This window comes from Conexibacter sp. JCM 18997 (assembly GCF_055391915.1).
On record NZ_AP043885.1, the window covers coordinates 2,798,764 to 2,823,675 of the forward strand.

At 72.3% G+C, this 24,912-nt stretch carries 31 protein-coding genes; 14 read left to right on the forward strand and 17 right to left on the reverse strand.

All coding sequences use genetic code 11. The annotated features are described in order from the left end of the window. The first annotated feature begins 35 nt into the window (after nucleotides 1-35). Together ACZ5UI_RS14230 and ACZ5UI_RS14235 are read left to right on the forward strand one after the other, a co-directional pair. Nucleotides 36-821, forward strand: a complete 786-nt coding sequence (locus tag ACZ5UI_RS14230; protein WP_464187857.1) for a hypothetical protein — start codon at nucleotides 36-38, stop codon at nucleotides 819-821. A gap of 11 nt (nucleotides 822-832) precedes the next feature. Further along, the gene (locus ACZ5UI_RS14235) at nucleotides 833-1,411 is read left to right on the forward strand and encodes a DNA-3-methyladenine glycosylase I (RefSeq protein WP_464187859.1); all 579 of its coding nucleotides are present in this window, start codon (nucleotides 833-835) and stop codon (nucleotides 1,409-1,411) included. Nucleotides 1,412-1,417: 6 nt separating this feature from the next. Here ACZ5UI_RS14235 and ACZ5UI_RS14240 read toward each other — a convergent pair whose 3' ends face one another. Next, nucleotides 1,418-1,609: a hypothetical protein gene (locus ACZ5UI_RS14240; protein ID WP_464187861.1), complete on the reverse strand. Its 192-nt coding sequence runs from the start codon at nucleotides 1,607-1,609 to the stop codon at nucleotides 1,418-1,420. Nucleotides 1,610-1,715: 106 nt separating this feature from the next. On the opposite strand from ACZ5UI_RS14240, the gene ACZ5UI_RS14245 reads away from it, so the two are divergent. Together ACZ5UI_RS14245 and ACZ5UI_RS14250 are read left to right on the forward strand one after the other, a co-directional pair. After that, entirely contained in the window at nucleotides 1,716-1,970 is a 255-nt protein-coding gene (locus ACZ5UI_RS14245; protein WP_464187863.1) for a hypothetical protein, read from the forward strand. Beyond that, nucleotides 1,967-2,371 (forward strand): DUF302 domain-containing protein, encoded by a 405-nt coding sequence (locus tag ACZ5UI_RS14250; RefSeq protein WP_464187865.1) that lies wholly within the window; start codon nucleotides 1,967-1,969, stop codon nucleotides 2,369-2,371. Before ACZ5UI_RS14245 ends, ACZ5UI_RS14250 begins: the two co-directional genes overlap by 4 nt. Here the strand turns inward: ACZ5UI_RS14250 and ACZ5UI_RS14255 are convergent. The 5 genes from ACZ5UI_RS14255 to ACZ5UI_RS14275 all read right to left on the reverse strand — a co-directional run bounded on the left by ACZ5UI_RS14255 (nucleotide 2,340) and on the right by ACZ5UI_RS14275 (nucleotide 5,623). Beyond that, a complete protein-coding gene (locus ACZ5UI_RS14255; protein ID WP_464187867.1) occupies nucleotides 2,340-2,852 on the reverse strand; it encodes a hypothetical protein in 513 nt (170 codons plus the stop codon). The two genes, ACZ5UI_RS14250 and ACZ5UI_RS14255, sit on opposite strands and share 32 nt — an antisense overlap. A gap of 102 nt (nucleotides 2,853-2,954) precedes the next feature. Continuing rightward, nucleotides 2,955-3,611 (reverse strand): SDR family NAD(P)-dependent oxidoreductase, encoded by a 657-nt coding sequence (locus ACZ5UI_RS14260; protein ID WP_464187869.1) that lies wholly within the window; start codon nucleotides 3,609-3,611, stop codon nucleotides 2,955-2,957. Next, complete coding sequence (locus tag ACZ5UI_RS14265) at nucleotides 3,608-4,648, reverse strand: LLM class flavin-dependent oxidoreductase (protein WP_464187872.1); 1,041 nt, start codon at nucleotides 4,646-4,648, stop codon at nucleotides 3,608-3,610. The genes ACZ5UI_RS14260 and ACZ5UI_RS14265 overlap by 4 nt, the downstream gene beginning before the upstream one ends. 86 nt (nucleotides 4,649-4,734) lie before the next feature. Beyond that, nucleotides 4,735-5,157 carry a cupin domain-containing protein gene (locus tag ACZ5UI_RS14270; RefSeq protein ID WP_464187874.1) on the reverse strand — a complete coding sequence of 141 codons (423 nt, stop codon included), beginning with the start codon at nucleotides 5,155-5,157 and terminating at the stop codon, nucleotides 4,735-4,737. Between the two features lie 10 nt (nucleotides 5,158-5,167). Further along, a complete protein-coding gene (locus tag ACZ5UI_RS14275) occupies nucleotides 5,168-5,623 on the reverse strand; it encodes an Lrp/AsnC family transcriptional regulator (protein WP_464187876.1) in 456 nt (151 codons plus the stop codon). An 82-nt stretch (nucleotides 5,624-5,705) separates the two neighbouring features. On the opposite strand from ACZ5UI_RS14275, the gene ACZ5UI_RS14280 reads away from it, so the two are divergent. Beyond that, the gene (locus ACZ5UI_RS14280; protein ID WP_464187878.1) at nucleotides 5,706-7,109 is read left to right on the forward strand and encodes a pyridoxal phosphate-dependent decarboxylase family protein; all 1,404 of its coding nucleotides are present in this window, start codon (nucleotides 5,706-5,708) and stop codon (nucleotides 7,107-7,109) included. On the opposite strand, the gene ACZ5UI_RS14285 is transcribed toward ACZ5UI_RS14280, so the two are convergent. Together ACZ5UI_RS14285 and ACZ5UI_RS14290 are read right to left on the reverse strand one after the other, a co-directional pair. After that, nucleotides 7,097-8,551 carry a hypothetical protein gene (locus ACZ5UI_RS14285; RefSeq protein WP_464187880.1) on the reverse strand — a complete coding sequence of 485 codons (1,455 nt, stop codon included), beginning with the start codon at nucleotides 8,549-8,551 and terminating at the stop codon, nucleotides 7,097-7,099. The genes ACZ5UI_RS14280 and ACZ5UI_RS14285 overlap by 13 nt on opposite strands. 61 nt (nucleotides 8,552-8,612) lie before the next feature. Next, the gene (locus ACZ5UI_RS14290) at nucleotides 8,613-9,737 is read right to left on the reverse strand and encodes an acyl-CoA dehydrogenase family protein (RefSeq protein ID WP_464187882.1); all 1,125 of its coding nucleotides are present in this window, start codon (nucleotides 9,735-9,737) and stop codon (nucleotides 8,613-8,615) included. A gap of 73 nt (nucleotides 9,738-9,810) precedes the next feature. On the opposite strand from ACZ5UI_RS14290, the gene ACZ5UI_RS14295 reads away from it, so the two are divergent. From ACZ5UI_RS14295 to ACZ5UI_RS14330, 8 genes are all read left to right on the forward strand, one after another. Next, complete coding sequence (locus ACZ5UI_RS14295) at nucleotides 9,811-10,668, forward strand: ABC transporter permease (RefSeq protein ID WP_464187884.1); 858 nt, start codon at nucleotides 9,811-9,813, stop codon at nucleotides 10,666-10,668. Continuing rightward, a complete protein-coding gene (locus ACZ5UI_RS14300) occupies nucleotides 10,665-11,393 on the forward strand; it encodes an ABC transporter ATP-binding protein (protein ID WP_464187886.1) in 729 nt (242 codons plus the stop codon). The genes ACZ5UI_RS14295 and ACZ5UI_RS14300 overlap by 4 nt, the downstream gene beginning before the upstream one ends. Nucleotides 11,394-11,409: 16 nt before the next feature. Continuing rightward, nucleotides 11,410-12,465, forward strand: a complete 1,056-nt coding sequence (locus ACZ5UI_RS14305) for an LLM class flavin-dependent oxidoreductase (RefSeq protein WP_464187888.1) — start codon at nucleotides 11,410-11,412, stop codon at nucleotides 12,463-12,465. 24 nt (nucleotides 12,466-12,489) lie between these two features. After that, nucleotides 12,490-13,569 carry an ABC transporter substrate-binding protein gene (locus ACZ5UI_RS14310; RefSeq protein ID WP_464187890.1) on the forward strand — a complete coding sequence of 360 codons (1,080 nt, stop codon included), beginning with the start codon at nucleotides 12,490-12,492 and terminating at the stop codon, nucleotides 13,567-13,569. A 65-nt stretch (nucleotides 13,570-13,634) separates the two neighbouring features. Further along, nucleotides 13,635-14,612, forward strand: coding sequence for an ABC transporter substrate-binding protein (locus ACZ5UI_RS14315; RefSeq protein WP_464187892.1), 978 nt, complete (start codon nucleotides 13,635-13,637; stop codon nucleotides 14,610-14,612). Next, nucleotides 14,609-15,793: an SfnB family sulfur acquisition oxidoreductase gene (locus tag ACZ5UI_RS14320; protein WP_464187894.1), complete on the forward strand. Its 1,185-nt coding sequence runs from the start codon at nucleotides 14,609-14,611 to the stop codon at nucleotides 15,791-15,793. Before ACZ5UI_RS14315 ends, ACZ5UI_RS14320 begins: the two co-directional genes overlap by 4 nt. Nucleotides 15,794-15,903: 110 nt before the next feature. Beyond that, entirely contained in the window at nucleotides 15,904-16,086 is a 183-nt protein-coding gene (locus ACZ5UI_RS14325) for a hypothetical protein (RefSeq protein WP_464187896.1), read from the forward strand. Between the two features lie 63 nt (nucleotides 16,087-16,149). Continuing rightward, on the forward strand, nucleotides 16,150-16,521 hold the full coding sequence (locus tag ACZ5UI_RS14330; protein ID WP_464187898.1) for a low affinity iron permease family protein: 372 nt from the start codon (nucleotides 16,150-16,152) through the stop codon (nucleotides 16,519-16,521). Here ACZ5UI_RS14330 and ACZ5UI_RS14335 read toward each other — a convergent pair. Genes ACZ5UI_RS14335 through ACZ5UI_RS14345 form a run of 3 tightly spaced genes read right to left on the reverse strand, consistent with a single transcriptional unit; the run spans nucleotide 16,518 to nucleotide 19,829 of the window. Further along, entirely contained in the window at nucleotides 16,518-17,264 is a 747-nt protein-coding gene (locus ACZ5UI_RS14335) for an SIR2 family NAD-dependent protein deacylase (protein WP_464187900.1), read from the reverse strand. The genes ACZ5UI_RS14330 and ACZ5UI_RS14335 overlap by 4 nt on opposite strands. Further along, on the reverse strand, nucleotides 17,249-19,249 hold the full coding sequence (locus ACZ5UI_RS14340; protein ID WP_464187902.1) for a 3-hydroxyacyl-CoA dehydrogenase/enoyl-CoA hydratase family protein: 2,001 nt from the start codon (nucleotides 19,247-19,249) through the stop codon (nucleotides 17,249-17,251). Before ACZ5UI_RS14340 ends, ACZ5UI_RS14335 begins: the two co-directional genes overlap by 16 nt. A gap of 13 nt (nucleotides 19,250-19,262) precedes the next feature. After that, on the reverse strand, nucleotides 19,263-19,829 hold the full coding sequence (locus tag ACZ5UI_RS14345) for a TetR family transcriptional regulator (protein WP_464187904.1): 567 nt from the start codon (nucleotides 19,827-19,829) through the stop codon (nucleotides 19,263-19,265). A 71-nt stretch (nucleotides 19,830-19,900) separates the two neighbouring features. On the opposite strand from ACZ5UI_RS14345, the gene ACZ5UI_RS14350 reads away from it, so the two are divergent. Continuing rightward, the gene (locus ACZ5UI_RS14350; protein WP_464187906.1) at nucleotides 19,901-20,902 is read left to right on the forward strand and encodes an aldo/keto reductase; all 1,002 of its coding nucleotides are present in this window, start codon (nucleotides 19,901-19,903) and stop codon (nucleotides 20,900-20,902) included. 10 nt (nucleotides 20,903-20,912) lie between these two features. On the opposite strand, the gene ACZ5UI_RS14355 is transcribed toward ACZ5UI_RS14350, so the two are convergent. The 6 genes from ACZ5UI_RS14355 to ACZ5UI_RS14380 form a co-directional block, all read right to left on the reverse strand. Continuing rightward, nucleotides 20,913-21,356, reverse strand: a complete 444-nt coding sequence (locus ACZ5UI_RS14355) for an SRPBCC family protein (protein WP_464187908.1) — start codon at nucleotides 21,354-21,356, stop codon at nucleotides 20,913-20,915. Next, nucleotides 21,356-21,652 (reverse strand): PadR family transcriptional regulator, encoded by a 297-nt coding sequence (locus ACZ5UI_RS14360; RefSeq protein ID WP_464187910.1) that lies wholly within the window; start codon nucleotides 21,650-21,652, stop codon nucleotides 21,356-21,358. Before ACZ5UI_RS14360 ends, ACZ5UI_RS14355 begins: the two co-directional genes overlap by 1 nt. Nucleotides 21,653-21,821: 169 nt before the next feature. Beyond that, nucleotides 21,822-22,259: a hypothetical protein gene (locus tag ACZ5UI_RS14365; protein WP_464187912.1), complete on the reverse strand. Its 438-nt coding sequence runs from the start codon at nucleotides 22,257-22,259 to the stop codon at nucleotides 21,822-21,824. 19 nt (nucleotides 22,260-22,278) lie between these two features. After that, nucleotides 22,279-22,860 carry an ASCH domain-containing protein gene (locus tag ACZ5UI_RS14370; RefSeq protein WP_464187914.1) on the reverse strand — a complete coding sequence of 194 codons (582 nt, stop codon included), beginning with the start codon at nucleotides 22,858-22,860 and terminating at the stop codon, nucleotides 22,279-22,281. A gap of 5 nt (nucleotides 22,861-22,865) precedes the next feature. Next, the gene (locus ACZ5UI_RS14375) at nucleotides 22,866-23,582 is read right to left on the reverse strand and encodes an alpha/beta hydrolase family protein (RefSeq protein ID WP_464187916.1); all 717 of its coding nucleotides are present in this window, start codon (nucleotides 23,580-23,582) and stop codon (nucleotides 22,866-22,868) included. A gap of 113 nt (nucleotides 23,583-23,695) precedes the next feature. Next, nucleotides 23,696-24,862 (reverse strand): acyl-CoA dehydrogenase family protein, encoded by a 1,167-nt coding sequence (locus ACZ5UI_RS14380; RefSeq protein WP_464187918.1) that lies wholly within the window; start codon nucleotides 24,860-24,862, stop codon nucleotides 23,696-23,698. Nucleotides 24,863-24,912: the final 50 nt, after the last annotated feature.

Consider the following 24,912-nt stretch of genomic DNA (forward strand, 5'->3'; position numbering starts at 1 on the left):
TCCCGTGGGCACTCGGGCCCGCGGACGGACGCTACGTGCTGCGCCCGCACGCCGGTGAGGACGCCAGCCACGTCGTCGTCCTGACGACGCTCGGGGCCCAACAGCGGCGTTGGCTCGGCCGCTCCGCGCGCCGGCCCCGGCCCGTCGACCAGGAGCCGTCCGTCTCCCCCGTGCCCGTCACCCGGGCGACGGTGATCGACGCCCGGCCGCTGGACAGCGAGTCGGCCGCGGGACGCTGGCTGGACGGCGCCGACGGCGACGGCGAGGCCGTCCGGGGGCTGGCCGCGCTCAACCGGGTGATCGCCGCCCACCGCATCGCCGCCAACGACCCGGGCGCCCGCGACGTGACGCGCACCGCGACGCTCGTGGTCCGCGTCGGCTACGGCGTCGGCGAGGAGGTCGCCGAGGGTCGCCACACGCGCGCGGTCGAGCTGCCGCCGGTGCGCGCCGAGCGGCGCGCGGCGGCGCTGCGCTCCCAGGAGCGGCTGTCGGCGCTGCTCAGCGGCCGCGACGCGATGCTGGCCAGCGAGCTGCTGGCCCAGCGGGCCCGCGCCGACCTGACCGCCGGGCGCAGCCGCGAGGCGGCGCTGATCCTGCGGATCGCGCTCGAGGCCGCGCTGACCGAGCTCGTGCCGTGGAGCGACCGCGCCGACCTGAGCGCGCGCCTGGCCGAGCTGGCCGCGACCCGCGAGGACGTCGCCGCCGTGGCCCACCGGGCGCTGGAGGGCGGGCTGGACGGCGACGAGGAAGCGACCGTCGACCGCATCCTGCAGCGGTTGGAGGCCGCGCTGCGGGCGCGCGCCGCCGCCGGCTTCGATTGACTTGGCCGCCGATGCCCGACGCGGACCTCGCCCCCGGCCCTGACGGACAGCTGCGCTGCCGCTGGGGCGTGTCGACCGACGACTACGTCGCCTACCACGACGAGGAGTGGGGCCGCCCCGTCCGCGGCGACGACCGGCTGTTCGAGCGCCTCGTGCTGGAGGCGTTCCAGTCCGGCCTGTCGTGGCTGACCATCCTGCGCAAGCGCGAGAACTTCCGCGCCGCGTTCGCCGGCTTCGACATCGCCAAGGTGGCGGCGTTCACCGACGCCGACCACGCGCGTCTGATGCAGGACGCCGGCATCGTGCGCAACCGCGCGAAGATCACCGCGGCGATCGCCAACGCACGGGCGATCCAGAACCTCCAGGACACGACGCTGACCGACCTGCTGTGGTCGTTCGCGCCGGATCCCGACACGCGACCGGCCCCCCGCACGTTCGCCGACGTCCCCGCCGTCTCGCCCGAGTCCAAGGCGCTGGCCAAGGAGCTCAAGCGGCGCGGGTTCGTGTTCATCGGTCCGACGACCGCCTACGCGGGCATGCAGGCCTGCGGGCTGGTCAACGACCACCTCGCGGGCTGCTGCGCCCGCTGAGCGCGGCTACAGGCCGGCTTGGCGCAGGGCCCGCCGGCGGCGGCGGTCCTCGGGATCGTCGAGCTTCTGGACGCGCTCGGTCGGGAAGCGCTGCGAGGCGTCCGCCGCGACCGGATCGTCAGAGTGCTGGCGCTCCAGCAGGCGGGCCAGCTCGGCCGACGTGCGCATGTCGGGACGGTGGGACTTGTCAACTGCCATGGCTGCACGGCCCTTCGCGTTTTGACGAGATGGAAGACGACGCGGCTCGGGCGCCGCTTCTCGCTCCAATTGACACTAGCGGTCGGGGCGGCGTAGCTGAGACGATGTGCCGATCGCCGACCCGATCCACCTGATCGTCCAACCCAAGTCCTCCGAGCCGCTGTCCGCCCAGCAGCTGGCGTCGATCGCGCGCGTCGCGAACGCCGAGGCGGCCGAGGTCGACGCCGACGGCGGCGCGCGCTTCGCCTTCACGGCGGACCGCTACTCCCGCCAGGCCGCGCGCGGCAACCTCGAGATGGCGGCCCGGATGCAGCTCGGCGCGCGCTGGCACACGCGCTACGAGATCGTCGAAGTGCCGTGAGCACCTACGAGCGCGTGGCCATCGACGCGCCGCCCGCCACGGTCGTGCAGGCGCTGCGCGACCTGCTGCGCGACCACGGCATCACCGAGTACGCGGTCGTCGACCACGGACACGACATGGCCGCGGCGGGCGCACCCGGGTTCGCCGCCTGGACGCTGATCTTCGGCAACCCGGCCGCCGGCGCCAAGCTGCTGGCCCACGACCTCGACGCCGCGGTCGACATCCCGTTGCGCCTGGCGGTCGTGGCCCGCGCGTCAGGCGGCAGCGCGATCGTCCGGCGCCCGACGGCGTCGCTGCTCGGGGAGGGCGAGCTCGCGCGCGCCTTCGATCAGGTTCTGGCCGGGCTCAGCGAGGCGGCGCGCGAGCGCGTCAGCGCCGAGCCTGGCAGTACCACGGGGTGATGAAGAAGTTCCGCCCGACCCGTCGCGGCGGCGCGTCGTCGGAGACCGGGCCGCGACCCGGGGCCGAGCGCAGCACGAGCTGGTAGCGGGTGCCCGCGCGTTTGTCGTGCGGCATCCGCACGCCGGCCGGGTGCACGTCGCCGACCAGCCGCCAGCCCTTGGCCGGCTGGAAGAAGGCGCCGCTGGTGAAGCGCACGCCGGTCGCGGTCGGCGCCCACGAGCCCTGGTCGGCCGAGCCGCGCGGCAGGTAGTCGTCCAGACCCGCGACCAGGTAGTTGGGCACGTAGTCGGTGGCGAAGGCGACCGTCCCGCGGGCAGCGCGGTTGTACCCGCTCAGCGTCCCGTCCGGGCCGTAGCTGGCGAACGTCTGCCAGCAGGCGAAGGTACGGCCCGACAGGTAGGTCGAGGGCGGATCGGCCGCGTGGGCGGCCGGGGCCGCGACCAGCGCGGCGCCGATCAGGGCGAGGGCGGTGCGGAGCATCCACGGCAGTCTGACGACGCCCGGCGCAACGGACCACGACGCGGCGCCCTGCGGACCGCCGAGAACGTAGCCGTCGAGCCGGGCCCGGGCCTCAGCGGCCCGTCAGTCGTCGAAGCCGAGGCGCGTCTGGAACACGTCGCGGTCGACGTGGTGGTTCCACAGGACGTCGGCCACGTCGGCGGGCTCGTGGTCCTGGCCCGGCGCGATCCGTCCCGCGATCGCGGTGTGCGCGACGTGGACGCCACGCTCGGCCAGCTCCTCGTGGAGCATGCGCGCGTAGGCGACCTCGCCGGCGAAGGAGATCCCGACGCCCGCGCGCAGCGGGTAGGGCTTGATGGCCGCGCCGCCGGTCGTGTAGAGGATCGTGCCGCGACCGGCGTCCAGCATCGGGTCCAGCACGGCGCGGGCGGCCGCGACGGCGCCCAGCACGCTGAACTCCAAGGGACCTCGCACGTCGTCGACGGTCGTCTCCAGGATCGGCTTCATGAACTCGCGCGCGGGCAGCGGCGAGTACTCGAGGACCTCGACGGGACCCAGATGCGCCGCGAGCGCCCGGATCGCCCCGTCGAGGGCGTCGGGGTCGCGGATGTCGGCCGCCTCCCCGCGCGCGTGGATGCCGTCGGCGCCCAGCTGCGCGGCGAGGTCGTCGAGCTTGGACTGGTCGCGCGAGACGAGGCCGACCGGGAGGCCTTCGCGGCCGAAACGGCGGGCGATGGCCAGGCCGAGGTTGGGGCCCGCGCCCACGATGACGATGCTCATGCGGAGGGCATACCCGCCCGCTCCCATCCGATCGCGGGCGCGATGTGCTCGGCGATCGTCTCCAGCAGGCGCGCGTTGTACTCGACGCCGAGCTGGTTGGGCACCGTCAGCAGGACGGTGTCGGCCGCCTGCACGGCGGGGTCGGCCGCGAGCTCCTCGGCGATCACGTCGGGCTCGCCGGTGTAGCTGCGCCCGAAACGCGCGGTCACGCCCTCGAGGTAGCCGATCTGGTCCTGGCTGTCGGCGTTGCGCCCGCCGAAGTACAGGCGGTCCTCGTCGGTGGTGATCGGGAGCACGCTGCGGCTGACCGACACGCGCGGCTCGCGCTGGTGGCCGGCGTCGGCCCAGGCGGCGCGGAAGAGGTTGATCTGCTCGAGCTGCAGCTCGCCGAACGGCACGCCGGTGTCCTCGGTCAGCAGCGTCGAGCTCTGTAGGTTCATGCCCTGCTCGCCCACCCAGCGGGCGGTCTGGCGCGTGCCCGCGCCCCACCAGATGCGGTCGGCCAGGCCGGGCGACTGGGGCTCGATGTGCAAGGCCGCCGAGCTGCCGGTCATCGTCGGATCCGAGCGCACGACGCCGGCCCCGTTGATCGCGTGGCGGAACACGCGCGCGTGCTCGCGGGCCATGTCGGCGTCGGTCTGCCCTTCGCGCGGCACGTAGCCGAACGCCTCGCTGCCCCGCTGCGCGGGCTCCGGCGACCCGCGGCTGATCCCCAGCTGCAGCCGCCCGCCCGCGATCAGGTCGGCGGCAGCGGCGTCCTCGGCCATGTACAGCGGGTTCTCGTAGCGCATGTCGATCACCGCAGTGCCGATCTCGATGCGGCTCGTACGCGCGCCGATCGCCGCCAGCAGCGGGAAGGGCGAGGCGAGCTGGCGCGCGAAGTGGTGCACCCGCACGTACGCGCCGTCGATGCCGATCGCCTCGGCGGCCTCGGCCAGCTCGATCGACTGGATCAGCGCGTCCGCCGCGGTGGGCGTCTGCGAGCCGGCCGAGCGTCCCCAGTGGCCGAAGGAGAGAAAGCCAATTCGCTTGCGCATGCAACTATCCTACACGTCGCAACCCGCCGAGTGGCACATTCGCGCCGCTCAGCGGCGGGAACATGCCACTCGGCGGAAGTTGTGGGTCAGCGCTTCTGCGCGGCGTCGGCCGAGGCGTCCCAGAACGCGTCGATCTTCGTCGCGTCGCCGTGGCCGAGCTGACGGGAGATCGCCCACAGCTCCACGTCCTCGTCGCCCTCGTTGCGATGCGAGCGCCGCGTCGTCGCGGTCACCCGCACGGCCGACGGCGCGCGCACGTGGTGGATGTCGTCCTCGAAGCGCATCGTCAGCGTGCCGCGGGTGACGATGTACAGCTCCTCGATCTCGTCGTGGAAGTGGCCGGTGCCCTGCTCGAAGTCGGAGTGCGCCGGCACGCGGATCAGCGTGGCCGACAGCTGCTCGGCGCCCAGCGCGTCGGTCAGGTGGCGGAACTCGCCCGGCACGTCGGTGCCGGCGTAGTGATCGTCGACGTCGTCGGGGTCGACGATCGCGTAGCCCTTGTCGCTCATGGCCGGATCTCTACCCCACCGGCAGCGGCGCAGCGCGCTTGATCGTGCGCAGGGCGAAGTTCGATCGCACGTCGCTGACGCCGGGCAGGGTCAGGAGGCGCTCGATCAGCAGCCGCTCGTAGTGGTCCAGGTCGGCGACCACGACCTCGAGCAGGAAGTCCGCGGGACCGGAGACGATGTGGGCGGCGATCACCTCGGGGATGTCGGCCAGGGCGCGCTCGACCCGGTCGGCGATGTCGGCGGAGTGGCCGCTGACCTTGACCTCGACGAACACGGTCACGCCGAGACCGAGCTTGCGCCGGTCCAGCGTGGCGCGGTAGCCGCTGATCACGCCCTCGCGCTCCAGCCGGCGCAACCGGCGCAGGCAGGGCGAGGGCGACAGCTGGACGCGCTCGGCCAGCTCCGCGTTGGTGATGCGGCCGTCCTCCTGCAGCACCGACAGGATCTGGGCGTCCAGGGCATCCATGGGGCAGATCATTGCGCATCTTGCCGCGACCGCGCCGAAAGAAGCCACCAACTGCCCCCTCTCCGGTGCGATCATGTCGAGCATGGAGCTGACCGAGGCCGTCGCTGCCGCCACGTCCGCGCTCGAGCCCTACCTGGCCCGCTCCGCCGCCGGGGACGGCCCCGTCGTCTCCCGTCCGCCGGTCGCCGAGGTGGCCCAGCGGCTCGACCTCGAACGCTGGATCCGCGACGGCGGGATGGACGTCCCCGCGCTGGCCGACTGGCTCGAGCGCTACCTGCAGCTGACCACGCGCCTGCACCATCCGCAGTCGCTGGCCCACCAGGTCGCGGTACCCGACGTGCCCGCCGCCGTCGCCGACCTCGTCCACGGCGCGATCAACAACCCGATGGGCATCTACGAGATGGGCGCGGCCGCGGCCACGATCGAGCTGGCGATCGTCGACTGGATGGCCCAGCAGATCGGCTTCCCCGGTCCCGGCGCCGGCGGCGTGCTCACCCACGGCGGCTCGCTGGCCAACCTGACGGCGCTGCTGGCCGCCCGCGCGCAGGCGGCGCCCGACGCCTGGAGCACCGGCACGCCGCCCGACCTGGCCCTGCTGTGCACGCCCTCGGCGCACTACTCGATCGCCCGCGCGGCCGGGATCCTCGGGCTGGGCACCGACGCGATCATCCCACTGCCCGTCGACGACCTCGACCGCATCGACCCCGACCGGATGGGCGAGTCACTGGCCGCGGCCCGCGCCGCCGGTCGCCGCCCGTTCGCGCTGGTCGCCGCGGCCTGCGCCACCAGCACCGGCCTGTACGACGACCTCGACGCGGCCGCCGACTTCGCCGCCGCGCACGGCCTGTGGCTGCACGTCGACGGCGCCCACGGGGCCTCGGCCCTGCTCTCCCCCGCGCACCGGGCCCGGCTGGCGGGCATCGACCGGGCCGACTCGGTGGTGTGGGACGCCCACAAGCTGCTGCGGGTCTCCGGCCTGTGCGCCGCCGTGCTCGTGCGCGACGAGACCGCCCTGGACGCCGCCTTCCGCCAGCAGGCCAGCTACCTGTTCTACGAGGACCACGACGGCGCCCCCGGCCCCGACCTGCTGGCCCGCACGGTCGAGTGCACCAAGGCGGCGCTCGGCGTCAAGGTGTTCCTCGAGCTGGCCACCCGCGGCGAGCGGGGACTGGGCGCCGATGTCGCCGAGCGCTTCGCCGTCGCCCACGACGCCTACGAGCTGCTGCGCGAGCGGCGGGGCTTCAGCGTCCCCTACGCGCCCGAGACGAACATCGTCTGCTTCCGCGTCGACGGCGACGACGCCCATCAGGTCGCCGTGCGCGACCGCCTGCTGGCCGACGGCGACGTGCACATCAGCTCGGCGCTGGTCGGCGGCCGCCGGCATCTGCGCCTGGTGGTCACCGCGCCCGCGACCACCCGCGCGACGCTCGGGCGGACCATCGATCGCGTCGCCGCGGTGTCGTCCGGCCTCCGTCAGGGCCGGTGACAGGTCCAGGAGCCGACGACGGACGTCTCGACGTCGTTGGCGCGCATCGTCGCGCTGACCGTGCCCTTCATGCCCTCGGCGTTGATCGACGTGACGTTGATGACGCCCGACGACGGATAGGCCGGCGGCTCGTTGCGCACGAACGTGTCGTAGGCGTGCTCGCCGCGGGCCAGCACGACGTGCGACGGGGGTGCCTCGTAGGCGCCCGGGCCGGTGAGCGTGTCGAGCTCGAGCGTGAGCTGCGTCGAGACCCCGTCGATGACCTCGAAGAAGATCACCAGGATGTCGTCGTCGCCGTAGCGGAAGTTCGAGCAGTTGCCGTCCTTGGTCAGCGTGGTGCTCTCGGCTCCGGAGACGTTCAGCGTGGTGCCCGACTTGGGGCAGCCGTCCTTGACCTTGGAGGAGACGCGGAACTTCACGGTGGCCGCCTGGCGATCGCCGTAGATGGCCAGCGTCCCCTCCTGGCCCAGCTTGCGCAGCGCGTCGTCGCCGCCGGGACAGGCGCAGGTCCCCTTCAGGCAGTAGGCGCCGGACTCGAGCACGTCGTCGTCGGCGGTGTGGAACATGCCCTTGGTGGCCACGTCGTCGTCGATCTCGACGATCAGGACCTTGCCCTTGGCCCGGATCGTCGCGCCCCGCGAGCCGTAGGCCGGCGCCGTGACGGACACGGGATGTCCGGCGGAGACGGTCTTCACCGGCACGGGCATCTTCGCCTTGGCCGCGGGCGGCAGGGACGGGCCCTTGATCGTCCAGTCCTGTCCGAGCGCCGGCTTGCGCACGATCGACGGCGCGAGCGTACGCAGGAAGGTGTCGCCGCTGGTGCCGAGCGCGGCGTTGAGCGCCATGTCGTAGTTCTGCTGTTCGGGGTTCTGCGCGGCGAACAGCTGCGGCAGCAGCTTCATCACGTCGACGCCCGCGTTCTGCAGGCCGACGAAGAACGGCATCGCGGTGTACTTGCGGCTGAACAGGGACTCCGCGGCGGAGTCGAAGTAGGTCTCCCAGAAGCTGGCGCTGGTCTCGTCGGTCTTGCCGTTGTTCCACTCGGCGCCCAGGACCGCGCCCACGAAGCTGGCCCCGCCCTCCGAGACCCAGCCCTGCAGCGGCGACTGGCCCTTGTTGAGCAGCGACTCGAGGCAGTGCGTCACCTCGTGCAGCATGATCTCCCGCGCCTCGGGGACGGTGGAGGCGGCGCCGAGCTTGGTGTACACGACGGTGCAGTTGGCGTCCGTCGTCTGCGCCGGGTCCTGGAAGGCGGCGGTGTCGGCCTCGTCGGGCGGTGGCTTGACGTTGCTGATCTGCACCTGGATGGTCATCGGGAACGGCACGCCGATGCGCGCGGCGATGCGCGCGTGTGCCTCGGCCGCGATGTCCTCCAGCTGGTCCTGTGTGACCGCCGCGTTGGCCGCGCCGGCCCCGCCCGCGAGCGCAAGCGCGCACGCCAATGAAATGAGACACCCCCGCCGCATGCCGCGAAGCTACAGAAACCAGACGACGGGCGCGCGCCTAGAAGTACCCGGAGACCGGCAGCGGCGTCTCGTTGACGAGCAGATCGCCGATCGCCACCGCCTTGTACATCGCCGCGTTGTGCGAGGCCAGCGTGCGCGCGTTGCGCCAGTGACGGTCAAGGTCCAGCTCGCGCGCCGTGGCCGAGGCCCCGCCGGCGTCGAACAGCAGCTCCCCGGCCCGCGGCACCAGCTCCGCGGCCACGACCTGGGCCTGGGCCGCGGCCAGCGCGGCCGCGTGCGGGTCGCCCCGATCGAGCGCGTCGGCCGCGGCCAGCACGGCGTGCTCGACGGCGTAGGCGTAGGCGGAGATCTGCCCGACGACGCGCTGGACCAGCGGGTCCGCCCGCGGCGTCCCGGTCGGCGCGTGCGGGACGTTGCGCGACCGCCCGCGGGCCACGGCGGCCGCGTCGGTCGCCGCGTTGCGGGCGATCCCGGCCGAGACCGCCACCAGGTACAGCTGCAGGAACGCGCCGCGGGGCGCGGTGGCCGCCTGGCCGATCGCGCTGGGCAGCACCTCGTGGGCCTCGACGCGCACGTCGACGAACCGCGACGTGCCGCTGGCGGTCAGCCGCTGCCCCATCCCGTCCCAGTCGTCCTCGAGCGTCACGCCGGCCCGATCGACGGGCACCACGGCTGAGGCGATCGTGTCGTCGGGCAACCGCGCGCCGACGACGATCCAGTCGCAGTACAGGCTGCCCGTCGAGTAGTACTTCGTGCCGTCCAGGCGCCAGCCGTCGCCGTCGGGCCTCAAGGCGGTCTCGAAGCCGAACATCTGCTCGGTGGTGCGCTCGACGGTCCCGTTGCCGAACAGCCGCCCGCGCCGCACCTCGCCCAGCCAGCGCTCGTCGCCGGCCACGATGCGCCCCTCGACGAAGTGGAAGTGCGAACGCAGGGCCTGGGCGATGTTCGAGTCGGCCGCGGCCAGCGCGATCACGAGCGTGAGCAGATCGCGCAGCGAGCCGCCCGGGCCGCCGTGCTCGACGGGGACGCGCAGCGCCCCCAGCCCGGCCTCCGCGATGCGGCGGATCTCGTGGAACGGCGGGATGCGGTCACGCTCGCGCTCGGCGGCGCCGCGAGCGATCTGCTCCAGCAGCAGGTGGTCTTCACCGGTGGTTAGCGACATCCCGACACAGGGTAATGCACAAAGTCCACCGTTTTGATTGACAAAGGCAGAAATCCGTGCCACGTTGAAAAACGTGAGCCAGACCGCCTACGAGGCCGGGGCCGTCAGCAGCACCGCCCACCCCGCCTCACTGACCCCCTCCCGCCCAGCCCGGAAGCGCACCGGCCGCCGCCGGGCGGCGATGATCGCCCGCCGTTCGCTCGTGCCGATCCTGCTCGTCGTCCTGTGGCAGGTCGCCTCCTGGGCCGGCTGGATCGATGACAGCACGCTCGCCTCACCGGTCCAGGTGTGGCATGCCTTCGTCGACTCGTGGACGTCGGGCCAGCTCGGCCCCTCGATCCTCACCTCGCTGCGCCGCGTCGTCATCGGCCTGGCCATCGGCGTCTCGATCGGCACCGCGCTCGGCCTGATCGCCGGCCTCTCGCGCTTCGGCGAGGAGATCGTCGACGGCCCGATGCAGATGATCCGCTCGCTGCCCTTCCTGGGCCTGATGCCGCTGCTGATCGTGTGGCTGGGCATCGGCGAGGGCGTGAAGGTCGGCCTCGTCGTGATCGGCGTGATCTACCCGATCTACCTCAACCTCCACAAGGGCATCCGAGCCGTCGATCCGCGCTTCGCCGAGCTCTCCAAGGCCTGCGGCGTGGGCCGCTGGGGCGTGATCACCAAGGTGATCCTGCCGGGCGCGCTGCCGGCCTTCCTGGTCGGCCTGCGCTTCTCGCTGGGCATCGCCTGGCTGTCGCTGGTGATCGGCGAGACGGTCAACGCCGACAAGGGCATCGGCTACCTGATCATGCAGGGCCAGCAGTACCTGCAGACCGACGTGATCGTCATGGGTCTGGTCATCTACGCGCTGCTCGGGCTGCTGCTCGAAGGTCTCGTCCGGCTGATCGAGTGGCGCCTGCTGCCCTGGCGCAAGGACTTCATCTCATGAGCGCCGTCGCGGTCCGCGGGGTCGGCCGCTCCTTCAACGATCGCGCCGTCCTGACGCAGGTCGACCTGACCGTCCAGCAGGGCGAGTTCCTGGTCATCGTGGGCCAGAGCGGGTGCGGAAAGAGCACCCTGCTGCGCGAGATCGGCGGCCTGGACGACGGCTACACCGGTGAGATCGACGTCGAGGGCCGCGTGGCCTTCGGCTTCCAGGACGCGCGCCTGCTGCCCTGGGCGCGGGTGTGGGAGAACGTCGTCTTCGGCGTCCCGGGCAGCAGGACCGAGCGGCGCGAGCGCGCGCTGGCCGCGCTGGCCGACGTCGCCCTCGAGCACCACGCCGACGCCTGGCCGACGACCCTGTCCGGCGGCGAGGCCCAGCGCGTCGCGCTGGCCCGAGCGCTGACCCGCGATCCCTCCGTGCTCCTGCTCGACGAGCCCTTCGGCGCGCTGGACGCGCTCACGCGGCTGCGCATGCAGGCGCTGGTCAGCGGCCTGTGGCTTCAGCGCGGCTTCTCGATCGTGCTGGTCACCCATGACGTCGAGGAGGCGATCCTGCTCGCCGACCGCATCGCCGTGCTCGATCGCGGCGTCGTCGCCGACCTGATCGACGTGTCGATGCAGCGGCCCCGGTCGCGGCTGGACCCCCGCTTCGAGGAGCTGCGCGTGCGGATCCTCGAGGACCTCGGGGTCTCCGACATCGACGCCGCCCTCAGCGCGCACACCGACTGACATCCAGGAAGGTCCGATGACTCACCACCCCCGATTCGGCGTGTGGGCCCCCGTGTACGGCACGTGGGGCGCCCGCACCAACCCCGAGGAGCCCGTCGACTCCTCCTACCGCCGCACGCGCGACCTGCTGCGGTTGGCCGAGCAGCACGGCTTCGACTCCACGCTGCTGGCCCAGCACATCGTCAACCCCAGCAACCCCGCGGTGGCCACGCTGGAGACGTGGACGGCCGCCGCGGCCATCGCCGAGGCCACCGAGAACCTCGAGATCATCGCCGCGATCAAGCCGCTGCTGTTCCACCCCGCGGTGCTGGCCAAGATGGCGCTGGGCATCGACGACATCAGCGGCGGGCGCTTCGCCATCAACCTCGTGTCGGCCTGGTTCGCCACCGAGATGGACGAGCTGGGGATCGAGATGCCGCCCCACGACGAGCGCTACGAGCTGTCGGGCGAGTGGCTGTCGGACGTGCGCGCGCTGTGGGAGGGCGGCCCGGTCGACGGCTTCGGCCAGCGTTTCCCGCTGCGCCAGCTCGACCTGCGCCACCCGCCGACCCGGCCGGGCGGCCCGACCGTGTACTTCGGCGGCGAGTCCGAGGCGGCGCGCCGGCTGGCCGCGCGCGACGCCGACGTGTTCTTCATCAACGGGCGTCCGCTGGATCAGACCGTCGACCTGATCGACGACCTGCGCCGCCGGCCGCGTGATCGCGACCCGTTGCGCTTCGGCCTGGCCGCCTTCGTGATCGCCCGCGAGGACGAGGACGAGGCGCGCGCGGAGTTCGAGCACCTGCTCGAGCTCAGCGGGCGCGACGACCGCTCGCGGCTGATCACCGGCACCGACAAGGCCGTGGCCATGATGAAGGTCAACGCCGACCAGCCCCGCGTGGGCACCAACGGCGGCACGCTGGCCGGCCTCGTCGGCAGCTACGAGCAGGTCGCCAACCGCATCGCTGGCTTCTCGGCGGCCGGCATCGAGCTCTTCATGTTGCAGTTCCAGCCGCTGGAGGCCGAGGTCGTGCGCTTCGGCACCGAGGTGATCCCGCGCGTCCGCGCCCGGACCCTCTCCGCGGCCGCCTGACCCCGACCCCGCAAGGAGACCCCCATGTCCGTGACCTCCCGTGCCGTGACCGAGCTGTGGTACACCCGCTGCCCCGTCCCGACCGCCTCCAGCCTGGCCATCGCCCAGGGCTGGCTGGACGACGAGTTCGCCGCCGACGGCATCACCGTCGCGTCGCTGCGCTCCAAGCCCGACGACGCCGTGCGCGAGTCGCACTTCGACCACACCCAGCCGGACTCGTTCCGCCAGGGCGGCAACATCCCGCCGATCTGGACGCGCTCGCGGGGCAGCGACGTGCGGCTGATCGGCCTGTCGTGGGCCCACCAGTACCAGGCGATCGTCGCCCTGTCGGGCAGCGGGATCTCCGGTCCCGAGGGGCTGAAGGGCCGCCGGCTGGGCATCGCCCGCCGGGTCAACGACCAGATCGACTTCTGGCACGCGACCTCGCTGCGCGGCTTCGACGGCGTGCTGCGCCACGTCGGCCTGTCGCTGGACGACGTCACGCTCGTGGACCTGCCCGTGACCGAGCAGTACCTGCGGCCGGGCTTCAGCGCCGCCGAGGAGGCCTCGCACAGCGGCTCGCTGTTCGGCGCCTGGTCCAACCGCCGCCTGCAGCGCGCCGAGGTGCTGGCGCTGGTGCGCGGCGAGGTCGACGCGATCTACATCGCCGGCGGCCGCGGCCCGGACCTGGAGGCGCTGGTCGGCGTCGACGTGGTGTTCGACATCGCCGGGGCCGACGACGACGAGCTGAAGATCAACAACATCACGCCGGCCGCGCTGACCGTCAGCGGCGCGCTGCTGGACGAGCGTCCCGACCTGGTCGCCCGCTACGTCGCGGCCACGCTGCGCGCGGCGCAGTGGGCCAAGGAGAACGCGGTGCAGACGCGGCGGATCATCGCCCACGAGGTCGGCATCGCCGAGGACTTCGTGCTGCCCGGCTATCCGCTCGACATCCACGCCAACCTCGAGCCGTCGCTGGATCCCAAGCTCGTCGCCGCGATCGAGTCCCAGCGCGACTTCCTGCTGGCCCACGGCTACATCGAGAACACCTTCGACGTCCACGAGTGGCTCGACGAGGGCCCGCTGCGCGCGGCCCGCGAGCTCGTCGGCGCCGTCCCCGCCTGACCCACCCCTCACCGAAACCAGAAGAAGGACCTTCCGCAATGCAACGCACCCGTCTCCCTGCCCTGTTGGCCGCCGTCGCCGCGTTGGGCCTGACCGCCTGCGGCTCGTCCGACGACAGCGGCAGCGCCACCACCGGTTCCGCCACCGCCGCGTCGTCGTCGGCGGCCACGCAGACGATCACCGTCGGCGTGCCCCGCAACTTCGGCTACCTGAGCACGCTGTGGGCGCGCAACGTCCAGCCCGACGGCGTGAAGATCGAATACAAGTACTTCCCGGTCTTCACCGACATGCTGACCGCGCTGAACAGCGGCAAGATCGACCTGACCGAGATCGGCGATGTCGGCGCGGTGCAGTCCTACGTCAACGGCGGCAACGTGCAGGCCGTCGCCGTGACCGAGCCGAACGCCAAGAACGGCGGCCTGCTCGTGCCCAAGGACAGCACGGCGACCTCGCTGGCCGACCTGAAGGGCAAGAAGATCGCCTTCCTGAAGTCGACGAACTCCTACACCGGGTTCCTGCACCTGCTCAAGCAGGAGGGGCTGAAGGAGGACGACTTCACGATCGTGGAGATCGCCGGCCCGGCGGCCAACAAGGCGTTCGAGAGCGGCCAGGTCGACGCGTACTACAGCATCGACCCGAACCTGGCCGACCTCGTCGAGCAGACCGGCGGCCGGGTCATCTCGACCTACGAGGACCAGGGCGTCGAGAACCTGTACCCGTACGTCGCCACGGCCGACGCGATCAAGAACAAGCCGGAGGCGATCGGTGCGGTCCTGCAGGCCGTGGCCGACGACTTCGGCTGGATCAAGGCCAACCCGGACGAGCAGGCCAAGCTGCTGGCGCCGAAGCTCGGCTTCAGCGAGAGCGCGATCAAGACCACCTACGCGCGCGGCGCGCAGGGCTTCCAGAAGATCGATCAGGCCTTCTGGGACCACGAGCAGCCGGTGATCGACGAGCTCGTCGCCGCAGGGATCGTGACCAAGCCGGTCAAGGCCCAGGACGTCTTCATCCCGACGTTCAACCAGTACATCAACCCGCAGTGATCGCGGCGGACGTCGCGGTGATCGCCTCCGACCAGGAGGCGGTCACCGCCGCCGCCGGGTACGCGGCGCGCATCGCGCCGGGCGCGGTGGAGCGCGACGCCGGCGGCCTGCTCCCGCACGCCGAGCTGGCCGACCTGGCCGCCACCGGGCTGCTGGGCATGCGCGTCCCGCGGGCCTTCGGCGGCGGCGAGGTCAGCGCCGAGACGGTGGCCGAGGTCTTCCGCGTGATCTCCACCGCCGATCCCGCGATCGGCCAGATCCCGCAGAACCACGTCCAGTTCGTGGACACGATCATCCGCTACGGCAGCGCCGCACAGCGCGCCCTGTTCCTCCCGCAGTTCCTGGCCGGCGCGCGGCTGGGCAACGCCCTGTCGGAGCGCGGCGGGCACACGGCTCGCGACTGGACGACGCGCCTGGCCGGCGGTCGCCTCAACGGGCGCAAGTACTACGCCACCGGCGCGCTGACCGCCCAGATCGTGCCGGTCTTCGCCTTCGACGAGGACGATGCCGTGGCGATCGTCTACGTCCCGCGGGACGCCCCCGGCGTCGAGGTCGACCAGGACTGGAACGCCTTCGGCCAGCGCGGCACGTTCAGCGGCACCGCGACCTTCACCGACGTCGCGGTCGACGACGTCTGGGTCCTGCGCCGCCCGTTCGGCGGTGAGCCGGCCGACACCCACGGCGCGTTCGGGCAGCTGATGCACGCCGCGGTCGACGTCGGCATCGCGCGCGGCGCGCTGGACGACGGCGCCGCCTTCCTGCGCGCCCACGCGCGGCCCTGGCGCGAGGCGGGCGTGCAGCGCGCCGCCGACGACCCGCACCTGCTGCAGCTGATCGGCCGGCTGGAGGCGCAGGTGCGCGCCGCGGAGGCGCTGCTGGCCGACGCGGGCCGGGCCATCGACATCGCCGACGCCGAGCCGGGCGACGCCGACGCCGTCACCCACGCGCGGCTGCAGACCGCGGCGGCCAAGGCGTTCGGCGGCGAGCTCGCGCTCGAGGTGGCCACCGCGATCTTCGACGTCTCCGGCGCCAGCGCGGCCGACCGCCGGCACGGGCTGGACCGCCACTGGCGCAACGCGCGCACGCACACGCTGCACGACCCGGCGCGAGCCAAGTACCACCACCTCGGGCGCCATCGCGTCCACGGCGCGCCACCGCCCGCGGGCGACCCGCTGGTCTGAGGCTGCCGCGCTGTCCAGCCGGCTGAGCTCCGTCACGTCTGGCGGTTGAGTTGTTCTAATCCGGACGGCCCATGTGAACGAATGAGTTCCTACGGGCACGCTGATGTTCGATGGACTCAGCACAAGCATGGATCGACGCAGCGCGCGTGGCCGAGTGCGAGGCGACCCTCGACGAGGCCGACCGCGCGTGGCTGGAGATCCGTCAGCCGAGCCGCCGGATGATCGAGTTCCGCGCCCACATGGACGCGGCGGTGCGCCACATCCGCCAGGCGCACGTCGTCCTCGATCGCTAGCGCCCGACACGCCCCATCGTCCACTGACCCAGTCGGGATCGGGCGAACCGTATGGTGCTCGGCGTGAGCTCCCCCGCCTCGCCGGCCAGCGCCGGCCGCTTCGATCGCTTCGTCGAAGCCACCCACGCCCGGGTCAGCCGGGCGCCGTTCTTCCTGGTCTGCGTGCTGGTGATCGGCGCGTGGCTGATCTCCTATCCCCTGTTCCCCGACGCCAAGTCGTGGCAGGTGGTGATCCACACGATCACGAGCGTGGTCACGCTGCTGCTCGTCGCGCTGCTGGAGAACGCCGGTCGCCGCGACTCCAACGCGGCCCAGGAGAAGCTGAACATCATCGCCGGGGCGCTGGCCGACCTGATGGAGTCCAACCCGCAGCTGCGCGACCGCGCCGGCGAGCTGCGCGAGACCGTCGGCCTCGAGGACCGCGCTGGGACCTAGAGGGCTTCCAGCACCGCTTCGAGCTCGGCGACCACGTCGCCGGTGAGCTTGACCGTGGCCACGTCGTCGAACGGGGTCGGGCCCTGGGTGACGATCGCCACCGCGCCGCCGCTGCGGGCGGTCACGTCGGCCAGGCCGGCCACCGGCCAGACCTCCAGCGAGGACCCGACGCAGAGCAGGACGTCCGCGCGCCGAGCCAGCTCGCTGGCCTCCTCCATCGCGCCGAGCGGGAGCATCTCGCCGAACAGGACGACGCCCGGCTTGAGCGGCGCGCAGCAGTCGCAACGGGGCACGCCGGCCGGGTCATCGGCCAGGCGCTCGCGCACGTCGGCCAGCGCGTAGCGGGCGCCGCAGCGCAGGCAGACCGACGACTCGATCGTCCCGTGCACCTCGATCAGCCGCCGCGTGCCCGCCTTGCGGTGCAGCATGTCGATGTTCTGCGTGACCACGGCATCGAGCACGCCGCGCGCCTCGAGCTCGGCCAGCACCGCGTGCGCGCCGTTGGGCTGCTTGTCCTCCAGCGTGTCGAAGCGCTGGCCGTAGAACGACCAGAAGCGCTCCGGGTCCTCCCGCCAGGCATCGATGTGGGCGACCTTCATGGGATCGACGTCCTCCCAGAGCCCGGTGCCCGGCGAGCGGAAGTCGGGGATCCCGGAGGGCACCGAGATCCCCGCGCCGGTCAGCGCGACGACGGAGTCCGCCGCGCGCAGCAGCGCCGCCAGTTGCGTTACCTGCCCTGCCACTCCGGCTTGCGCTTGCCCAGGAACGCGCCGATGCCCTCGCGCGCGTCGGCCGAGGCGAAGATCGTCCCGAACGCGCCCGCTTCGGCGGCCAGCCCCTCGTCGAGGTCGCCGGCAGCGCTGATCTGCTTGATCTGCTGCAGCGCGAGCGGGGCCTGCGAGCCGAGCTTGCGCGCCCAGGCCAGCGCGGCGTCGAGCAGCTCGTGGTCGGGCACCACCTCGCCGGCCAGCCCGAACTCGAAGGCCTCCTCGCCGGTGATCGCGTCGCCGGTCAGGTTCATCTCCAGGGCCTTGGAGGCGCCCACCAGCCGCGGCAGCCGCTGCGTGCCGCCGAAGCCGGGGATGATCCCCAGGTTGATCTCGGGCTGGGCGAACAGCGCCGAGTAGGCGGCGACGCGCACGTCGCAGGCCATCGCCAGCTCACAGCCGCCGCCGTAGGCCAGCGCGTTGACCGCGGCGATCGTGGCGATCGACGACCGCTCGAACTCGCGGAACAGCGCGTGCGTGGTGGTGATGAACTCGGCACCGCTGGCCGCGTCGAACGTCGTGAACGCCTTGATGTCGGCGCCGGCGCTGAACAGCAGCGGGTTGCCCGAGGCGATGACCATCGCGCGCACGTCGGTCGTCTGCAGGTGGTCCCAGACCTTGCGCAGCCCCTCGACCACGGCGGGCGCGATCGAGTTGGCCGGCGGGTTGTTCAGCCAGACGATCGCGGTGCTGCCGCGCGTCTCCAGCTGCACCGGGCCGTCGCCCCAGCCCTCGTCGGGGCGCGGCCACGGGAAGAAGCCCTGTCCGGACTTCTGGCCCAGGCGGCCCTGGCCGACCAGGCGCGTGAGGATCGCCGGCGGGGTGAAGCGCTCGCCGTACTTCTCGGCGGCGTTCTCCATCCGCTCCAGCGACGCGTCGAGCCCCTCGATGTCGGCCCGCATCAGCGGAGGCAGGATGCCCCGGCGCGGGTCCAGGCCGGCACCGGCCATCAGGCCCAGGTCGATCGCGCGGGTCTGGGCGACGCCCTCCTCGAGCACCAGGCAGGCCTCGAGCAGCAGCTTGAGGATGTACAGCTCGGCCAGCTCGTCGGGATCGGCCTCGGCGTCGCCGGGCAGCTGCGGCTCGCCGTCGGCGTAGAAGCCCGAGCCGCCGGTCTTGGCGCCCAGCTTGCCGTCTGCCACCAGCTGCTTCATGCCCTGGTGGACGTAGAAGCGCTCGTCGCCGTAGGACTCGGCCAGGTACTCGCCCACGTGGTGGACGGTGTCCAGGCCGAGCTGGTCGATCAGGAAGAACGGGCCCATCGGCGCGACGTTCTTGGCGCCGACGCCCTCGTCGATCGACTTGATCGAGAGCCCCCGCTCCTCCTGGACGCGGAAGATCTCGCTCAGCGCCGAGGTCAGGATCCGGTTGACCACGAAGCCCGGCACCTCAGCGCAGGTGATCGGCTGCTTCTTGATCGCCTGGGCGAAGTTGATCGCCGCGGTCGTGGTCTCCGGCGCGGTCTCGTCGCCCTCGACGATCTCCAGCAGCGGCATGATCGACGCCGGGTAGAAGAAGTGGAACCCGACGACCTTGTCGGGGCGCGTCGTCGCGTCGCCGATCTCGGCGATCGACAGCGACGACGTGTTGGACGAGAGGATCGCGTGGCCGGGCGTGACCGCGTCGAGCTCCTGGAAGACCGCCTGCTTGAGGCCGATCCGCTCCGGAACGGCCTCGATCACGAAGTCGACATCGCCGAACCCGTCGTAGGACGTCGTGCCGGTGATGCGGCCCAGGACCTCGGCCACGGCGGCGTCGGCCTGCTCCTGGGTGATCTTCTCCTTCTTGACCAGTCGCCCCTGCTGGGCGGCGGTCACCTCCCGCGCCTTGGCGAGCCCGACGTCGACGAACTTCTGGTCGACGTCCTTGAGCAGGACGGGGATGCCGGCGGCGGCGATCGTCTGCGCGATCTCGCCTCCCATGGTGCCGGCGCCGACGACGGCGGCCTTGAAGACGAACATGGGCCCCAGCGTATTAGCCCGCCGGAACCAGCCGCGCGATGATCGCCACGGCCGCCGCCCGGCGTTCTGCGATCACGGCCGGATCGGTGGAGTCGAGGTCGCCGTGGTGCTCCACGGCGGTCAGCCAGGCGGTCGCCACCTGGAACAGGAGGATCAGGAGGTCGCGGGCCGGGATGTCCGCCGGCAGCACGCCCGCCGCCTGCGCCTCGGCGAGCGTGCGGACCTTGGCCTCGGTCGCGGCGCTGGCGTCCGGGCCGAAGCCGTCGGGGCGCTCCAAGCGGCCCCAGGCGACGAACCGCAGGAACTCCGGGTGGCCGACGTAGAAGTCGAAGACCGCGCCGACGTACCCGGGAAGGTCGTGGACGTCGAGGCCGACGTTGTCCATCGTCTCGCGGACCATCTCGGCGACCACCGCCAGGTAGAGCTCGTCCTTGGAGCGGAAGTACGCGTAGACGCGCTCCTTGCTCGTCCTGGCCGCCGCCGCGATGCGGTCGATGCGCGCGCCCGCCACGCCGTGGGCGGCGAACTCCGCGAAGGCCGCCGCGAGCACGCGTTCCCGAGGAGTCAGCGAGTCACCCACGCCCCGCATGCTACCTTCGACCAAGGCCAAACCAAACAGTTTGGTTCGGCCATCGATCCAAGGAGCACGACATGCAGCGCAGAACGCTCGGCAGGCAGGGACTCGAGGTCTCGGCCATCGGCCTCGGAACCATGGGGATGACGATGGCCTACGGCGACGGCAGCACCGAGGACGAGGCGATCGCCACCATCCGCGGCGCGTACGACGCCGGCGTGACCTTCTTCGACACGGCTGAGCTGTACGGGATGGGCACCGGCTCCAACGAGCAGCTGGTGGGCCGGGCGATCCAGCCGTTCCGTGACGAGGTGATCGTGGCCACGAAGTTCGGGTTCGACATGAGCCGCGCGGACTACAGCGGCTTCGACAGCCGACCGGACCACATCCGCGAGGTGACCGAGAACAGCCTGCGCTACCTCGACACCGACGTGATCGACGTCCTCTACCAGCACCGCGTCGACCCCGACGTGCCGATCGAGGACGTGGCCGAGACCGTCGGCGCGCTGATCGCGGAGGGCAAGGTCCGCTACTTCGGCCTGAGCGAGGCGGCGCCCGAGACGATCCGCCGCGCGCACGCCGTGACGCCCGTCTCGGTCGTCCAGACGGAGTACTCGATCTTCGAGCGCGAGGTCGAGGACGCGATCCTGCCCACCGTCCGCGAGCTGGGCATCGGCTTCGTGCCCTACAGCCCGTTGGGCCGCGGGATGCTCACCGGCGACCTCAAGCCGGCCGACGAGTACCCGGAGGGCGACATGCGCCGCGACATGGACGAGCGCTGGCAGCCGGGCAACTACGAGCGCAACGCCGAGGCCGTGCGCCGGCTGACCGAGCTCGCCCAGAGCAAGGGCGTCATGGTCAGCCAGCTCGCGCTGGCCTGGCTCCTGGCCCAGGGCGACGACATCGTCCCGATCCCGGGCACGCGCAGCCTGACCCGCGCCGTCGAGAACGCCGGCGCCGCCCACGTCGCGCTCAGCGCTGCCGACCTGGCCACGATCCACGAGGTCCTGCCCAACGGCAGCCACGGCAACCGCTACCCCGAGTGGTTCGTCTTCGACGGGCTGAGCAGGGCCCGCTGAACCGGTTTCGCTAGCGGCCGCCCCCGTGCAGCTCGCGCTCGGCGTTCAGCTCGATCGCGAAGCGGCGCAGGGTGCGGCGCAGCGACTGGCGCAGCTGGCCGCGGATGAACAGCAGGTCGACCAGCCACATCGAGTCCTTCAACCGGTACTCCAGCTCGATCGTCACGCGGCCGGGCGTGAAGCGCACGCGCTGGGTGCCGGTCAGCTTGGGGTCCTCGACCGACGCGTCCTGCCCCTCGCGCGGGCTGAACCAGGTGACGTCCTCGATCACCCGCCCGCGGCCGCCGGGATGGGAGTCCCACAGGATCGCGCCACCGCGGGGCCAGTCGCCCTCGGTCTTGACGACGTGCCCGAACCCGTCGACGAACGCGGCCCAGCGCGACGTGTCGTACCAGAGCTCCTCGGCGTTGAAGATCGGCTCGGGCACCGCGATCGTGGCGCGCACCGCGGGCATCAGGCCAGCTCCGCCTGGATGTTGTCGATCGCGGTCGCCGCCGACTCCAGCCGCGGCCCGATCTCCTGGGCCAGCTGCACGCGCTGGGCCTCGCCGGCCTCGGTCACGCGGTAGAAGCGCCGCGAGCGCCGCTCGGGGTGCTCCCACTCGCCCGCGATCAGGCCGTCGGCCTCGAGCTGCCGCAAGAGCGGGTACATCGTGTTGGGGTTGACGGCCAGCAGCCCGCCGCTGAGCTCGCCGATGCGCTCCATCAGCTGGTTGCCGTAGCGCGGCTCCTGGCCGCACAGGTGCAGCACGAGCAGCCGCAGCAGCCCGGCCCGACGCAGGCCGGCGACGAGCGGATCCGACGATCCCGTACCGCCGGCGGGTGCGCCCGCGGCCCGGCGCGCGTCCTCCAGGGGCGCCGCCTCGGCGACGGCCTCATCAGTCGAGCTGCGGGAGCGGCGAGCGGGCAGGCCGCAGACGCTATGCGATGGGCGGCGCGAAGCGCTGCTTGGCGCCGCCGAGCAGCCCGCGCACGGGGCGCGTGCCGGCGCCGACGACGCCGCGCACGCGGTTCAGATCGCCGGCCACCGTGGCCCGACCGCTGGTGTAGCGGCCGTGGACGTGGTCGACGGCCTTGCCGGTCACGTAGGCGGCGGCCACCCCGGCCACGATCGGCGCGGCCACGGCTGTGGCCCCACCGGCGGCGATCGTGCCGGCGGCGATGCCGCCCGCGACCAGGCGCGCGGTGCCGGCCACGGCGACGGTCTCGGCGGCGATCTTCAGCGGCTCGTGCCCGACCTCGGCGGCGACGAGCGCCAGGCCCTCGCGGCGCTGCTCGCCGTCGCGCAGCTCGTGGCGGTGACGGTGCAGGGAGCGCGCGGCGGAGGCGCTCGTACGTGCGGTGGTGATGATGCGCATCTCACCGACACATACCCCGTCAGAGGGCAAAGGTGACGCGCTCCAGGACCGCGCGGCCGCGCGGCGAGAGCCGGTAGCCGACCGGCAGGCTCTCGGTCAGGCCGAGCTCCTTGAGGCGGCGCACGTCGGCCTTGAAGGGCAGGCGCTCACGGCCCAGCTCGGCGGCCAGATCGGCGGCCAGCGTCTCGGGACGCCGGCCGATCAGCTCGAGCACCTCGCGCGTCCATGGGCCGCGGGTGCTGCGCGCGTCGATCCGCTCCAGCGCGGCGACGACCTCGTCCAGACCGGCCGCATCCTTGCGCAGCGCCGCGCGCGGATCCTCGCCCGCCCAGCGCAGTCCGACGCGCCACAGCGGCTGGCCGGCGGCGGCCCGCTTGGGCGCCGCGGCGCGCAGCGCCTCCAGCGATCGCGCGCCCGCCGCGCGGGCATCGGCCTCGGTCAGGTCGGCGACCTCAGCCGGCTCGACGCTCAGCACCTCGACGAGCCCGACGGCCGTGCGCATCCGCGTGCCGACCTTCACGCGCGGGCGCTCCCAGCGGCGGAAGGCCAGCGTCACCTCGCCGGCCTGGATCGCACGGAGCGTGGCGATCGGGATCTGCACGCATCTCAGTCTCCCAGGGCGTCGGCGACGAACGCGACCTCGTCGTCCCAGGCGGCGGTGAGCGCGCCCGCGTCGACCGCGGCGTGGGCGTGCAGCAGCTTGCCGTCGCCCGCGGGCAGGGTGATCAGGCGCGCGTCGGGCGCCCCGGCCAGGAACGCGTCGGCCTGGTCGCGCCCGACGATCAGGTCCGGATCGGCGTTGACCAGCAGCACCGGTCCGTGCGTGTCGGCGGCGTGCGCGGCCGGGCTGTAGCGCTCGAGCACCGCCGGATCGCCGCCGAAGGCCCAGCCGACGGCCGGGCGCAGGAACGGGCTGACCGTGCGCAGATCGGTGGGCGCGGCCTCGGCGATCGTGCAGGCGACGTCGCGCTGCTGGGCCAGCAGCAGCGCCCAGGTCGCGCCCGCCGACGAGCCCCACACGCAGATCGGGAAGTCGGGCCCGCGCTCGGCCCGCAGGTAGTCGTACAGCGCCAGCACGTCGTCGAAGCCGGCGGCGTTGGAGCGGTAGTCGGTGTTGAGCGTCAGCCAGTGGGCGGCGAAGCGGCGCGCGGTGGCGCGCGTGGCCGCGACCTTCCAGGGCTGGTCACCGACCCAGCCCCCGCCGCGCAGCACCATCACGGCGCCGCTGGTCGTCTCCGGCCCCGTGCGCTCCACGTAGGAGCGCGCGGACGCGGGGGCGGCCGCCGCCGAGAACAGCAGGGCCAGCAGGAGGAGGCGATACACGGCACGCATGTACCCGGTAATCGGCCGCGAGCCCCCCACAACGCACAAGGCCCGCCGAGTGGCGGGCCCTGTGGTTCCGGTTTGTGGAGCGGAAGTGCTGTGTCAGCGCGTGCTCAGACGGCGGCGGGCGTCTCCACCCGGCGCGGCAGCAGCGTCTCGCGGGCGATGACCAGACGCTGGATCTGGGACGTGCCTTCGTAGAGCTGCATGATCTTCGCGTCGCGCATCAGCTTCTCGACGGGGTACTCCTTGATGAAGCCGTACCCGCCGTAGACCTGCACGGCGTCGGTGGTGACCTCCATCGCGGAGTCCGCGGCGAAGCGCTTGGCGTGCGAGGACTCGAGCGTGTTGCGCTTGCCCTGGTCGAGCAGGACGGCCGAGTTCCAGGTCATCAGGCGCGAGGCGTGGACCTTGGTGGCCATGTCGGCGATCATGAACTGGATCGCCTGGTGCATCGCGATCGGCACGCCGAACTGGACGCGCTCCTTGGAGTACTCGGTGGCGAACTCGAAGGCCGCGCGGGAGATGCCGGTGGCCATGGCCGCCACGCCGGGGCGCGTGCGGTCCAGGGTCATCATCGCCAGCTTGAAGCCCTTGTTCTCCTCACCGATCAGGTACTTCGCGTCGATCTCGGTGTCCTGGAACGTGATGGTCGCGGTGTTGGAGGCCCGCTGACCCATCTTGTCCTCCTTCTTGTCCACGGAGACGGTGTCGTCCTTGTGGACCAGGAAGGCGGAGATGCCGCGGTGGCCGGCGTCCGGGTCGGTCTTGGCGTAGACCGTGAACCAGTCGGCGTAGGAGCCGTTGGTGATGAAGCACTTGCTGCCGTTGAGGACGTACTTGTCGCCCTTCTTGACGGCGCGCGTGCGCATCCCGGAGACGTCCGAGCCGGCGTCGGGCTCGGTCAGGCAGAACGAGGCCAGCGCGCGGTTCTCGGTGAGATCGGTGAAGTACTCCTTCTTGATCTCCTCCGAGCCGCCGAGGGCGACCGGGGCGGCCGCGAGGCCGTTGGCGCCCAGCGAGGTCGTGATGCCGGAGCAGCCCCAGGAGAGCTCCTCCTCGATCAGACAACCGTCGAGGAACGACAGACCGGGTCCGCCGTACTCCTCGGGCGCGTGGGTGTTCATGAGCCCCACTTCCCAGGCCTTGTCAAAGACCTCCTGGGGCCAGCTGCCGTCCTTGTCGTGCTCCCACGCGACCGGCCGAATCTCCTTCTCGGCAAAGTCGTGCGCAAGCTCGCGGAGGGCCTTCTGCTCGTCGGTGAGGGTGAAGTCGACCATGCTGATCCTTCTCTTGGCGTTCGTGCGATTGACTCGTCAGTCAACGACCT